At 73.7% G+C, this 12,134-nt stretch carries 10 protein-coding genes and 1 CRISPR repeat array; of the genes, 8 read left to right on the forward strand and 2 right to left on the reverse strand.

All coding sequences use genetic code 11. The annotated features are described in order from the left end of the window. Positions 1–18: 18 nt before the first annotated feature. The gene (locus NT8_RS00790) at positions 19–711 is read right to left on the reverse strand and encodes a formylglycine-generating enzyme family protein (protein ID WP_174549493.1); all 693 of its coding nucleotides are present in this window, start codon (positions 709–711) and stop codon (positions 19–21) included. 58 nt (positions 712–769) lie between these two features. Further along, a complete protein-coding gene (locus NT8_RS00795) occupies positions 770–1,453 on the reverse strand; it encodes a hypothetical protein (RefSeq protein WP_067962947.1) in 684 nt (227 codons plus the stop codon). 218 nt (positions 1,454–1,671) lie between these two features. Between NT8_RS00795 and deoC the strand changes: the two genes are divergently transcribed. The 8 genes from deoC (at position 1,672) to NT8_RS00840 (ending at position 11,963) form a co-directional block, all read left to right on the forward strand. Beyond that, the gene (gene deoC, locus NT8_RS00800; protein ID WP_067962827.1) at positions 1,672–2,616 is read left to right on the forward strand and encodes a deoxyribose-phosphate aldolase; all 945 of its coding nucleotides are present in this window, start codon (positions 1,672–1,674) and stop codon (positions 2,614–2,616) included. A gap of 11 nt (positions 2,617–2,627) precedes the next feature. Continuing rightward, the gene (locus NT8_RS00805) at positions 2,628–4,064 is read left to right on the forward strand and encodes an aldehyde dehydrogenase family protein (protein WP_067962829.1); all 1,437 of its coding nucleotides are present in this window, start codon (positions 2,628–2,630) and stop codon (positions 4,062–4,064) included. Further along, positions 4,057–4,959, forward strand: coding sequence for an aldehyde dehydrogenase family protein (locus tag NT8_RS00810; protein WP_067962832.1), 903 nt, complete (start codon positions 4,057–4,059; stop codon positions 4,957–4,959). The genes NT8_RS00805 and NT8_RS00810 overlap by 8 nt, the downstream gene beginning before the upstream one ends. 194 nt (positions 4,960–5,153) lie before the next feature. Next, a complete protein-coding gene (locus tag NT8_RS00815) occupies positions 5,154–6,041 on the forward strand; it encodes a GNAT family N-acetyltransferase (RefSeq protein ID WP_245645982.1) in 888 nt (295 codons plus the stop codon). Between the two features lie 441 nt (positions 6,042–6,482). Then, positions 6,483–7,466: an NAD-dependent epimerase/dehydratase family protein gene (locus NT8_RS00820; protein ID WP_067962835.1), complete on the forward strand. Its 984-nt coding sequence runs from the start codon at positions 6,483–6,485 to the stop codon at positions 7,464–7,466. 1,063 nt (positions 7,467–8,529) lie between these two features. Continuing rightward, entirely contained in the window at positions 8,530–9,075 is a 546-nt protein-coding gene (locus NT8_RS00825) for a GNAT family N-acetyltransferase (protein ID WP_245645983.1), read from the forward strand. Positions 9,076–9,678: 603 nt separating this feature from the next. Next, on the forward strand, positions 9,679–9,975 hold the full coding sequence (locus tag NT8_RS00835; protein WP_174549494.1) for a hypothetical protein: 297 nt from the start codon (positions 9,679–9,681) through the stop codon (positions 9,973–9,975). Between the two features lie 187 nt (positions 9,976–10,162). Then, positions 10,163–10,984: a CRISPR direct-repeat array (repeat unit 29 nt; unit sequence CTGCTCCCCGCGCACGCGGGGATGCTCCC). Positions 10,985–11,165: 181 nt separating this feature from the next. Beyond that, positions 11,166–11,963, forward strand: coding sequence for a purine-nucleoside phosphorylase (locus tag NT8_RS00840; RefSeq protein WP_067962848.1), 798 nt, complete (start codon positions 11,166–11,168; stop codon positions 11,961–11,963). Positions 11,964–12,134 lie beyond the last annotated feature (171 nt).

A 12,134-nucleotide genomic window follows, 5' to 3' on the forward strand; every position in this document is an offset into this window, starting at 1 on the left:
CGCCGGCGGCGCCCGCGCTCACCCGGAGCGCGCCACCCGGAACCCGAGGTCGTCGATGCGCAGGGTGGGGTGGCTCTTGCGGCGGCACGCCGCCCGCAGCGCGCGCGGCACGTCCTGCCACCCGCCGCCCCGGAAGACCCGGTAGGGGCCGTAGACGGCGGGGTCGTAGACGTCCCAGCACCACTCCCACACGTTGCCGATCATGTCGTGCAGGCCCCACGCGTTGGGCGCCCGGGTGGCGACGTCGTGCGCGGCGCCGCCGGAGTTCCCCCGGTGCCAGGCGATCGCGTCCAGGTCGCCGTAGCGGTCGCCGGCCGTGCCGGCCCGGCAGGCGTACTCCCACTCGGCCTCGGTGGGCAGCCGGTAGCCGTCGGCGCCGGGCACCGCGGCGGTGCCCACCGCGTCCGGGTCGGTTCCGGGCCGGTAGCAGGGGGTGCGCCCGGCCGCCCGCGACAGCGCGTTGCAGAACCGGACGGCGTCGGTCCAGGAGACCTCGGTGACGGGTGCCAGCGGACCCGCGGCGGCCCCGGGGGCGGTGCCGAGGACGGCGCGGTACAGCCCGCGGGTCACCGGGACGGCCGAGAGGCGGAACGCCGCGACGGCGGCGGTGCGCTCGGTGCGGGCGCGCTCGTCGCGCAGGACGACCTCGCCCGCGGGAATGGGGAGCAGCAGCTCCTCGACCGCGTCGGGCGCGGTGCTCAGGGGGACCATCCCCTATTCCTACCGCAACGGTGGACATCGCGTCCGGGCGGGTGGGGCCGGGCGGCGCTCAGCGGGGCGGGCGGGCCATGCGCGCGGAGGTGCGGTCGCGGTGTTCGAGGGTCTCGCTGGTGGTGCGGGTCTGCGCGCGCATCAGCCGCCGGGCGTCGTCGGCCGCCGCCCGCGCGGTCGCGGGGCTGGCGGCCTGCCGCCGGACCGGGGCCTCGTCGTCGGGCAGGCCGATGTCGGGCGGCAGGCCCACCCGGCCGACGACGCGCAACTGGGCGCTCTCCTGGGACACCGACGGGCGGATGTCGCCGGTGTCCGACTTCCAGTTCCGCAGCCGGTGCTGGAGCCATTCGACGCCCGCGTAACCCTCGCCCAGCGGCCACGGCCGGCCGTCGTGCCGGTGGCTGAGGGCGTGCAGCAGGTCGGCGATGGACCAGCCCGCCGAGAAGAACCGGGCGGCCTCGTCGCGCAGTTCGGGGAACGCCACCCCGCGCAGCGACGGGTCGCGGTGGCGCAGCAGTTCGCACGCGCGGTGCACGTCGCTGCGGGTGTGCACGGGGCGGCGCATCGGGTCGGGCGTCGACGGGGCCAGCAGGGCGTCGTCGACGGTGATGACGACGTCGTTGCCGCCCCGGTTCTCCCAGATGCCGACCTGGTCGCGCGGCCAGCCCTGCGACTCGGTCAGGGCCGCGGCCAGGCGGCGGAGGTCGAAGCCGTCGTCGGAGCTGATCCGGATCTCGGCCACCGTGGTCATCCCCCCTCGAACGCGCCCGGCGCGGCCGGGCGGGCGGCGCGGCGCCCCCGCACCCCATCATGCATGATGGGTGGGACGCCGACGGCCGCGCCCGCGACCGGATGAACCGGGGCATATCCCGTGGTCGGGGCGTGCCACTATGGTGGCCGTGCTCTCCGGCGCCGGGCCACCGGCGTCCCCGCCGAGATTGCCTGAGGGTGGTTGCCTCCGTGCCAGATTCCGCATTCGCGCCCGAGACGGCGGCGTCCAACGCGTCGCTGCGGGCGTTCCTCCACGGACTCCCGGGGGTCGACGAGGTGGGGGCGCGCGCCCGCGCCGCCGACCTGTCGACCCGGTCGATCAAGACCACCGCCAAGGCGCGGGCCATCGACCTCGCCATCCGCATGGTCGACCTCACCACCCTGGAGGGCGCCGACACGCCGGGCAAGGTCCGCGCCCTGTCCGCCAAGGCCGTCCACCCCGACCCCGCCGACCCCTCGGTGCCGCGCGTCGCGGCCGTGTGCGTCTACTCCGACCTGGTCGGCGTGGCCGTCGAGGCCCTGGCCGGCAGCGGGGTCAAGGTGGCGTCCGTGGCCACCGCGTTCCCCGCGGGCCGCGCCCCGCTGAGCGCCAAGCTCACCGACACCCGCCGCGCCGTCGCCGACGGCGCCGCCGAGATCGACATGGTCATCGACCGGGGCGCGTTCCTCGCCGGCGACTACCGCAAGGTCCACGACGAGATCATCGCGGTGAAGGAGGCGTGCGGCGACGCCCACCTCAAGGTCATCCTGGAGACCGGCGAACTCGCCACCTACGACAACGTGCGCCGCGCGTCGTGGCTGGCCATCCACGCCGGCGCCGACTTCATCAAGACCTCCACCGGCAAGGTGGCGCCCGCCGCCACCCTCCCGGTCACCCTCATCATGCTGGAGGCGGTCCGCGACCACCACGCCGCCACCGGCCGCCGGGTCGGCGTGAAGCCCGCGGGCGGCATCCGCACCACCAAGGACGCCGTCCGCAACCTCGTCCTGGTCAACGAGGTCGCCGGGCCCGCCTGGCTCGACCCCGACCTGTTCCGGCTCGGGGCGTCCAGCCTGCTCAACGACCTGCTGATGCAGCGCACCCGGCTGACCACCGGCACCTACCCCGGCCCCGACTACTACACGCTGGACTGAGAGGCCGAGCCGTGGACCAGATCTTCGAGTACGCGCCCGCGCCCGAGTCGCGCTCCGTGGTGTCGCTGCGCGACACCTACGAACCGTTCATCGACGGCGCCTTCACCCCCGCCGCCACCGGCGAGTACCTCACCACCGCCAACCCGGCCGACGAGGAGCCGCTGGCCCGGGTCGCGGTGTCCGGCGCCGCCGACGTCGACCGGGCGGTGGCCGCCGCCCGCCGCGCCTTCGACACGGTGTGGGGCCCGATGCCCGGCCGCGAGCGCGGCAAGTACCTGTTCCGCATCGCCCGCATCCTCCAGGAGCGGTCGCGCGAACTCGCGGTGCTGGAGTCGCTCGACAACGGCAAGCCCATCAAGGAGACCCGCGACGTCGACCTGCCCCTGGTCGCGGCGCACTTCTTCTACTACGCCGGGTGGGCCGACAAGCTGGAGCACGCCGGGTTCGGCCCCCGCCCCCGGCCGCTCGGCGTCGCCGCCCAGATCATCCCGTGGAACTTCCCGCTGCTCATGCTGGCGTGGAAGATCGCGCCCGCCCTCGCGACGGGCAACACCGTGGTCCTCAAGCCGGCCGAGACCACCCCGCTCACCGCCCTGGTGTTCGCCGAGATCTGCCAGGAGGCCGACCTGCCCCCGGGCGTCGTCAACATCCTGCCGGGCGCGGGCGAGACCGGGCGGGCCCTGGTCGCCCACCCGGGCACCGACAAGGTCGCGTTCACCGGGTCGACCGAGGTCGGCCGCGAGATCGCCCGCGCGGTCGCGGGCACCGACCGGCGGGTGAGCCTGGAACTCGGCGGCAAGGGCGCCAACATCGTCTACGACGACGCGGCGCTCGACCAGGCGGTCGAGGGCATCGTCTCCGGCATCTTCTTCAACCAGGGGCACGTGTGCTGCGCCGGGTCGCGGCTGCTGGTGCAGGAGTCGATCGCCGAAGAGCTGCTGCCGCGGCTGCGCGCCCGCATCGAGCGGCTCCGCCTGGGCGACCCGCTCGACAAGAACACCGACATCGGGGCGATCAACTCCGCCGCCCAGCTCGACCGCATCCGCGACCTGGCCCGCTCCGGCGCCGACGAGGGCGCCGAGGGCTGGTCGCCGGCCTGCGAACTGCCCGAGCGCGGGTACTGGTTCCCGCCCACGGTGTTCACCGGGGTGACCCAGGCCCACCGCATCGCCCGCGAGGAGATCTTCGGGCCGGTCCTGTCGGTCCTCACCTTCCGCACCCCCGAGGAGGCGGTCGCCAAGGCCAACAACACCCCGTACGGGCTGTCGGCCGGGGTGTGGACCGAGAAGGGCTCCCGCATGCTGTGGACCGCCGAGCGGCTGCGCGCCGGTGTGGTGTGGTCCAACACGTTCAACAAGTTCGACCCGGCCAGCCCGTTCGGGGGCTACAAGGAGTCCGGCTACGGCCGGGAGGGCGGGCGGCACGGACTGGAGGCGTACCTTGGCTGAACCCGTCGCACACGACGGCCCCGCGCCCGTGCCGTCCTCGGCACGGCTGGCGGTCCGCAAGACCTACAAGCTCTACCTGGGCGGGGCCTTCCCCCGCTCGGAGTCGGGGAGGTCCTATCCCGTGGCGTCGCACCAGGGCGACCACCTGGCCAACGCCGCGCTCGCCTCGCGCAAGGACGCCCGCGACGCGGTCGCGGCCGCCCGCAAGGCGTTCGGCGGCTGGTCGGGGCGCACCGCCTACAACCGCGGGCAGATCCTGTACCGGGTGGCGGAGATGATGGAGGGCCGCTCCGCCCAGTTCGCGGCCGAGCTGGCGGACGCCGAGGGCATCGGGGCGGCCGCCGCCGAGGCGGCCGTCGCGGCCGCCGTCGACCGGTGGGTCTACCACGCGGGCTGGGCCGACAAGTACGCCCAGGTGCTGGGGGCGAGCAACCCGGTGTCGGGGCCGTACTACAACCACTCGGCGCCCGAGCCGACCGGTGTGGTCGCGGTGTTCGCCCCGCAGGACTCCCCGCTGCTGGGGCTGGTGTCGGTGATCGCCCCGGTGATCGCCACCGGCAACACGGCGGTCGTGGTCGCGGCCGAGCGCGCCCCGCTGCCCGCGGTGACCCTGGCCGAGGTGCTGGCCACCTCCGACCTGCCGGGCGGGGTGGTCAACATCCTCACCGGGCGCACGGCCGAACTCGCCCCGCACCTCGCCTCGCACGCCGACGTCAACGCCCTCGACCTGGCGGGCGCGGGCGACGACGCGGTCGATCTGGAGCGCGCGGCCGCCACCACCCTCAAGCGCGTCCTGCGCCCCGACCCGGCCCCCGACTGGACGGCGGACCCGGGGATCGCCCGCCTGGCCCACTTCCTGGAGACCAAGACGGTCTGGCACCCGATCGGCATGTGACCGGCGAGGCGTGGGCCGGGGCGCGAGCCTCGGCCCCACCCCTCGCGGCGGCCCCTCCGCTCACCGGAGCCTGGTGGCGTTCCGCCCCTCGGTCGGCCGGTCGGGGCCTCGGCCCTTGGCGGGCGGCGGTGGCCGGCCGGGAAGCGGTGTGCCTCCACCCGGAACCCGCCCGGAGCCCATAGCGCCCAGGGCGTGTGTCGAAAGTGCTGGTCGTCGGCGTGACACCGCTCGAAATGGCATGCGATCTTCGCTCGGCCCTGCTGGGATTGATCACCATGAATGATTATTTCTCTCATGCAGCCGACTTGATGGGCAAGATGGAACAGAACCTGGCGGAACACGCCTGCCATCTGCACCGAAGCATGTCGAGCGCGACCGTCACGGAGACCGACGACCTTCTGGTCGCGGACAGCGGCCTGGACGACGACACGTTCAACATCGTCGCCGGCGCCCGCTTCACCGCAGCCGACGCCGCAGCGCGCGTCGCCGAAACCATCAGCAGGTTGACCCGCACCGGCCGCCCATTCTCCTGGTGGGTCGGCCCGGCCTCGACGCCACCGGACCTCTCGGCGGGGCTGACGGCAGCAGGTCTGCCGGCCGCCGAGACCGAGGCGGCGATGTGGGCCGAGCTCGACGGGACCCTGGCGTCGCCGGCTGTCCCCGGCCTCGACATCCAGCAGGTGACCGAGCCCGGACAGCTCGCCGACTACGCCCTGGTCCTCGCCGCGAACTGGGACCCGCCCGCCGACACCGTCCGCAGCTTCTTCGCCCGCAACGCCGCGCAGGCACTGGCCGAGGACTGCCCGGCCCGGTACCTCGTCGGCTACGTCGGGGGCCGGCCGGTCTGCTCCGCCGAGGTGTTCCTGCACGCGGGAGTCGCCGGCGTCTACAACGTCTCCACCCTGGCCTCCCATCGCCGACGCGGCTACGGCGGTGCCATCACGCTCGCGGCACTCCACACGGCCCGAGACCGTGACCACCACATCGCGGTTCTCCAGGCGTCGGCCGATGGTGAGCCCGTCTACCGGAGCCTGGGGTTCCGCTCCTGCGGCCGGTTCGTCGAACATGCCATCACCCCCTGAGTCGTCACGACGCCGCGGGCCGTCGGGGCGATGGCCCCGCGCTGAGAGTCCGATTGCCTGCGGCCGACTGGGGCGCTGGGGGTCGTTTCGGGGCGTATGGGCTCTCGGTCGGTCGGGGGTCATGGCCATTGGCGGGGGCCGTGATCGGACGGGGACCGGCGCCTCCCGCGCCGGTTGTCCGCCCGCCCGGAGTCGACGAGCGACGCAGGCCGGGTCGGCGGCCATCCCGAAGCCGGAGCGGGCCCCTTCTCGGGGCCCCCATCCCGCCCGCACGACCGGTGCAACGCCCCACCTGAGCCGATCGGTGGGGCGTCCGCCTGCCCACGCAGCAGTCCGAGGCCCACGCCCGCGCCCTGGTGTCCGGTCCGTTTAGCTCTGGGCGATTCTGCCCGCAGCGTGCGATCATTCCCCTCGACCGTCCGGGACGGCACAATCGCCGCCATGAGATTGCTGCTGCTGGGTGGGACGGAATTCGTGGGGCGCGCCGTCACGGAGGAGGCGCTGGGCCGGGGCTGGGAGGTGACGGTCTTCCACCGGGGCCGGCACGCGCCGCCCGAGGGGGCCGCCGCCCTGCACGGCGACCGCACCGCCCCCGGCGGGCTCGCCGCGCTGGAGGCCGGCACCTGGGACGCGGTCGTCGACACCTGGTCGGGGGCGCCGTCGGCCGTGCGCGCCACCGCCCGGCTCCTCGCCCGGCGGGCCGGCCACTACGGGTACGTGTCGAGCCGGTCGGTGTACACCTTCCCCACCCCGGCGGGGGCGGACGAGGACGCCCCGGTGGTCGAGGGAGCGCCGGACGCCGACGCCGTCGACTACGCGGCCGACAAGCGCGGCGGCGAACTCGCCGCCGTCGAGGCGTTCGGCGACCGGGCGCTGCTGGCGCGGGCCGGGCTCATCATCGGCCCGTACGAGAACATCGGGCGCCTGCCGTGGTGGCTGTCGCGTGCCGCCAAGGGCGGCCCGGTGCTCGCCCCGGGGCCGCGCGACCTCGGCCTCCAGTACATCGACGCCCGCGACCTCGCGGCGTGGATGTGCGACGCCGCCGAGCGCGGGCTGGGCGGCGCCTACAACACGGTGAGCCCGCGCGACTTCACCACCATGGGCGGCCTGCTGGAGGAGTGCGTCCGCGTCACCGGCTCCGACGCCGAACTGCGGTGGACGTCGCCCGAGGTGATCGCGGCGGCGGGCATCGAACCGTGGGTCGAGCTGCCGCTGTGGCTGCCGCCGGGTGACATCTACGACACCCTCCACCAGGGGGACGTGTCCAAGGCCCGCGCGGCGGGGCTGCGCGCCCGGCCCATGGCGGAGACCGTGGCCGACACCTGGGCGTGGCTGCGGTCCATCGGCGGCACGGCCCCGCAGCGCCCCGACCGCCCGTCGGTCGGCCTCGCCCCGGACGCGGAGGCGGCCGCCCTGCGCGCGTGATCGGTGAAGCGGCGGTCGGAACGGCGGCCGGGCATCGCACGCGGTGCGGGAGGCACGGGGAACGGGGCCGGGGCGGCGGGCAGGGGCAGGAAGTCCTCGGAAGCTCCGAGGACGGCCTGGCCAGGCACCGCCCCCGCCCCCTCGCCCGGCGCCGTTTTCTGAGCGCCTTTGGCGGCAGACCCCCTTGATTCGTCTGGAATAGAGCCTTTAAATGCTCAATCCTTCACGTGCCATGACTGCGGATAAGTGGTACGGCATTCTGTCGCGGCCGGAGGTCGGCCTCGTATGGCCAGTCCGGTACCGGATCACCGCGTCCAGCGGCGTGGCGCCCCGGCGGTAGCGGCGCGGAGTGGCCCTCGCTCGGCGGCCGCTGCGATGCCGAAGCGGTGCTGCGGTGTTCCTGACCTCGCTCGGGGCCGTGTGGCGGGTTCGACAGCCGTTCGCCGGTGGCCATGGCGCGGCGCGCCTGCGCCGCCGCAGAGCCCCGGGGTCTTTTCGGCGTCGCAGGCGGCGCGGAAGCGGCGCTCCTCGCTCGGGGCCGTGTAGCGGGTGCGACAGCCGGTCGCCGGTGGCCGGTGGCCATGACGCGGCAGGCCGGAACCGCCGCAAAGCCTCGGTGGCTCGTCCGGCCCGTGTGACACCGGAACAGTGCGAGGTCGTGCCGTGCATGGGCCGCGCCTCGCCGGTTCGATGTCCGGCCGCCTTTCGCCCGCGAGGCTGAGCACGGTGTCGGTGCGGCGGTCACGCGCCGCGCTCCACCGCTCCCGCTGGGCCGATGCGCCATGGCCGCTACATCTTCGCTCCGGGCGGCGACCGGAGCGTCGGCGCCGACGCGCCCGGACGTCACCCGTACCGTCCGCGCAGCCCTCGCAAGGCGGCAGCATCGCGGTCCGGATCGTCCCACCCGGGACTTCGGGAAGGCGGGCGGACGAGCCTCCCGCCGGGGCGCCTCTGCGAGGGCGATGGGGCTGCCTGCCACACTGGGAGGAATCGTGCATTCCAGTGATTCCCCCGGCCTGTGGCCATGGGGGAGAGGGCCGGGTCGGCGACGGAGGTGGTCCGCGTGGGGAGCGGCGGGGCGGCGGAGGCCGGCGCCCGAGGGGTCGTCCTGCGGAGGCTCGACGGCGACGGCCCCGACATCCCCGCTCTGCGATCGGCCGTGCTCCGGCTGCGCCTCGCGCCCGGTCAGCGCTCGTTCACCGCCGACGCCACGGCCACCCTCCCGCGCGCCGACGCCGACCCGAACCGGACCCCGTTCGCTGTGGTGCGGCACGGCACGGCGGTCGGGTTCGGCATCCTGGACCGGCTCGGGTCGCTGGCGGCCATCGCCGACGAACCGGCGCGCGCGGTGATGTTCCGCGCGTTCTACATCGCCCCGGAGTGGCAGGGGCAGGGCATCGGTCGCGCCGCCTGCGCTGCCCTGGACCCCCTCGTCCGCGAGGCCGCCCCGGCGGCCACCGAGGTCCTGGTCACCGTCGACCCCACCAACCACGCGGCCATGCGCTGCTACCTCGCTGGCGGCTTCACCCCCACCGGCCGCCACCACCACCCCTTCGACGCCGCCCCCCACCCGGTCCTCCGCCGTCCGGTGGTACTGACATCGCAGTAGCTCCTCACCGTCGTTCGACGCACTACTAAGGCGCGAATCAGTCTGCGAATCTTCGGTGACTCAGGTTGAAATCTGCAAACTCGAACTTTCGTGGATTTGCCGTCGAATCACTGTGTCGAAAGTTCACAAGGAATAATTTGTGGAAATCGAGCGGATTTTCATCGCGGAGATCGATGAAATGATTCGGCGGAAGAAGATGAGCTCGAGGGTTCGAGGAGAGTGCCTTCGGTTCAGTGTCATTCCAGTTCAAGTGGCTACGGCTTCGATTCTTCGTGCCGCGATAGCGGATGGGTCGATGAACTCGATGACATGCGGGTTCGAGTTGGTGTAGGTTCCCGATTGGGGTCGATAAAGGCCAGTGAGAACCTCTGATATGGAGAAGTCATGTCGCGTAACTTCGCAGTAGCGGGATTGGCCTTGGGGGCGATCGCTGTCGCCTGCATCGCCATCCACGGCTCTGCCCGTGTGCCTGGTGATGGGTCGAGTGTCGATCAGCGGCTCCGCCTGTTGTTCCGCGGGCGGCGTGTGGCGGGACGGCACCGCAGGCGCACAGGGGTGAGCCCGTCATAAGGGTTGTCGCTGGGAAGGGGGAACATGGAGAACATGAGTGACGAGACGCAGCTCGCGGCGCGCGCCGACGTGGACCATCTGGCGGCCGTACTCGAACGCCGCCGGTCAGAACTGGCCGGTGCCAACGCCGTGATCGGCGGCGCCACGGTGGTGCACGCGGTCACCGAGCACGTCTGGGTCGGGGTCCGCGTCCCGGCGGTCGTCTGCGGAGCGGCGACCGACCCCCTCCGCCTCCGCGCCACCACGGCCCCGATCTCCTGCCGCCGCTGCACCCGCCGCCTCACGGGCTCCAGTGCAGGCGTCTCCGATGGCCAACTCACCCTGGACTAGCGCTACGCCCCGCCCGTTCCGGGCCGCCCGGCATCACTCAACGCCTATGGGGGGCGGCAACCATCCGATGGGATCGCCTCAACCCTCACCCACGGCCCTACCGAACCGAGTACCGTTCCCTGCCCAGCCCCCAACACAAGTTGCAAAAATCGCCCCGACCCACCGGTATGTCCGCAGGTCATCAAGTCTGCTCCCCGCGCACGCGGGGATGCTCCCGGTCACCCGCCGTCGTAGCTGGTGAAGGGGCCCTGCTCCCCGCGCACGCGGGGATGCTCCCCGACTTCGTGAAAAAGACGAGTCGGTTGAAAGCTGCTCCCCGCGCACGCGGGGATGCTCCCAGGGACAGGTCCGGAATCGACCGGATGGCCTTCTGCTCCCCGCGCACGCGGGGATGCTCCCATCCCCAAATCGGTGTCGGTTCTGTACGGGATCTGCTCCCCGCGCACGCGGGGATGCTCCCCGGTGCTGGACGCCGTGCTGCGGGTGGAGGTCCTGCTCCCCGCGCACGCGGGGATGCTCCCAAAGCGCCCCCGGCCTGCTGGCCGGGGGCGGACTGCTCCCCGCGCACGCGGGGATGCTCCCGCCGCGGCCGAGGCCGAGGCGCCCGCCGCCCACTGCTCCCCGCGCACGCGGGGATGCTCCCGATCCGACTCGTGGGCGGCGGACCGCTGGATGCTGCTCCCCGCGCACGCGGGGATGCTCCGAGATGGCCATGGCCACGTCGCCGGAGATGAAGCTGCTCCCCGCGCACGCGGGGATGCTCCCAGGCGTCGTAGCATGGCGGGTGCCTCCTAGGTCTGCTCCCCGCGCACGCGGGGGTGCTCCCACCCGGTCGCGCCAGACGCTGAACGGCCGGGCCTGCTCCCTGCGCACGCGGGGATGCTCCCAACATGATGAGCGCCTCCGACACCGCCGCGTTCTGCTCCCCGCGCACGCGGGGATGCTCCCTGGGACCGGGTCCGCACCGACATGCTGAAGATCTGCTCCCCGCGCACGCGGGGATGCTTCCCGACCTCCTGCGCGGTGCCGTCATCGCGCCCCCTGCTCCCCGCGCACGCGGGGAATTCGGTGGCGTCACCTGGTGGGTTGGGGGGTGTGGGCGGTTCGGCGTTGCCTCTTGGGGGTGGGACGGGACAAGATCGCTGCGCGGGCCATCGGCGCCGTGTGTTCCGAACGTGAGGAGAGCGACAGTGATCACCGATCCCCAGCAGGCCGCGCAGGAGGCCGCCGACGAGCTGCGCACGCGGACCGGAGTCGACTCCTACGACGTCGCGCTCGTCATGGGCTCGGGCTGGGCGCCCGCCGCCGACGCGCTGGGGTCCGCCGGGACCGAATTCCCCGTGACCGACCTGCCCGGGTTCGTTCCGCCCGTCGTCGCCGGGCACGCCGGCACCGTGCGTAGCGTCATCGAGGGCGGCCGCGACGTCCTCGTCTTCGTCGGCCGCACCCACCTCTACGAGGGCCACGGCGAGGCCGCCGTCGTGCACAACGTGCGCACCGCCGCCGCAGCGGGCGCGTCCACGATCATCCTCACCAACGCCGCCGGGTCGCTCCACCCCGACCTGGGCGTCGGCCGCCCCGTCCTCATCACCGACCACATCAACATGACGGGCCGCAGCCCGCTGGTCGGCGCCACCTTCGTGGACCTCACCGACACCTACAGCACCGCGCTGCGCACCATCGCCCGCGAGGCCGACCCCGGTGTCGGCGAAGGCGTCTACGCCGCGATGCCCGGCCCGCACTTCGAGACTCCTGCCGAGATCCGCATGCTCCGCGCCATGGGCGCCGACCTGGTGGGCATGTCGACCGCGCTGGAGGCCATCGCTGCGCGCGAGCAGGGCATGAACGTGCTGGGCGTGTCCCTGGTGACCAACGTCGCCGCCGGGCTCACCGGCGAACCGCTCGACCACGCCGAGGTCCTCGCCACCGGCCGCGCCGCAGCGGGCGACGTCGGCGAACTGCTTGCGGCCGTCGTCAACCGGCTCTGACCCGGTGGCCGGGGCCGCCAGGCTGCCCGCCCCGCGCCGACAGCCCCGGGCCGCGCACCGGCCCGGCGTGCACGGCGGGCCGGTCGGGGTAGTCGCCACCGGAGGTCCGGTGGCCCGCATCGGGGCCTGCCGGCTCGCGGGTCGGTCCGTCGACCGACCGGCCTTCGACCG

This window comes from Nocardiopsis trehalosi NBRC 14201, assembly GCF_001552555.1.
Taxonomy (GTDB): domain Bacteria; phylum Actinomycetota; class Actinomycetes; order Streptosporangiales; family Streptosporangiaceae; genus Nocardiopsis_B; species Nocardiopsis_B trehalosi.

Excerpts from the sequence above, each read along its gene's own strand:
- NT8_RS00820 (WP_067962835.1), top strand. The coding sequence starts at position 6,483 with ATGAGATTGCTGCTGCTGGGTGGGACGGAATTCGTGGGGCGCGCCGTC.
- NT8_RS00835 (WP_174549494.1), top strand. The coding sequence starts at position 9,679 with ATGAGTGACGAGACGCAGCTCGCGGCGCGCGCCGACGTGGACCATCTG.
- NT8_RS00790 (WP_174549493.1), bottom strand. The coding sequence starts at position 711 with ATGGTCCCCCTGAGCACCGCGCCCGACGCGGTCGAGGAGCTGCTGCTC.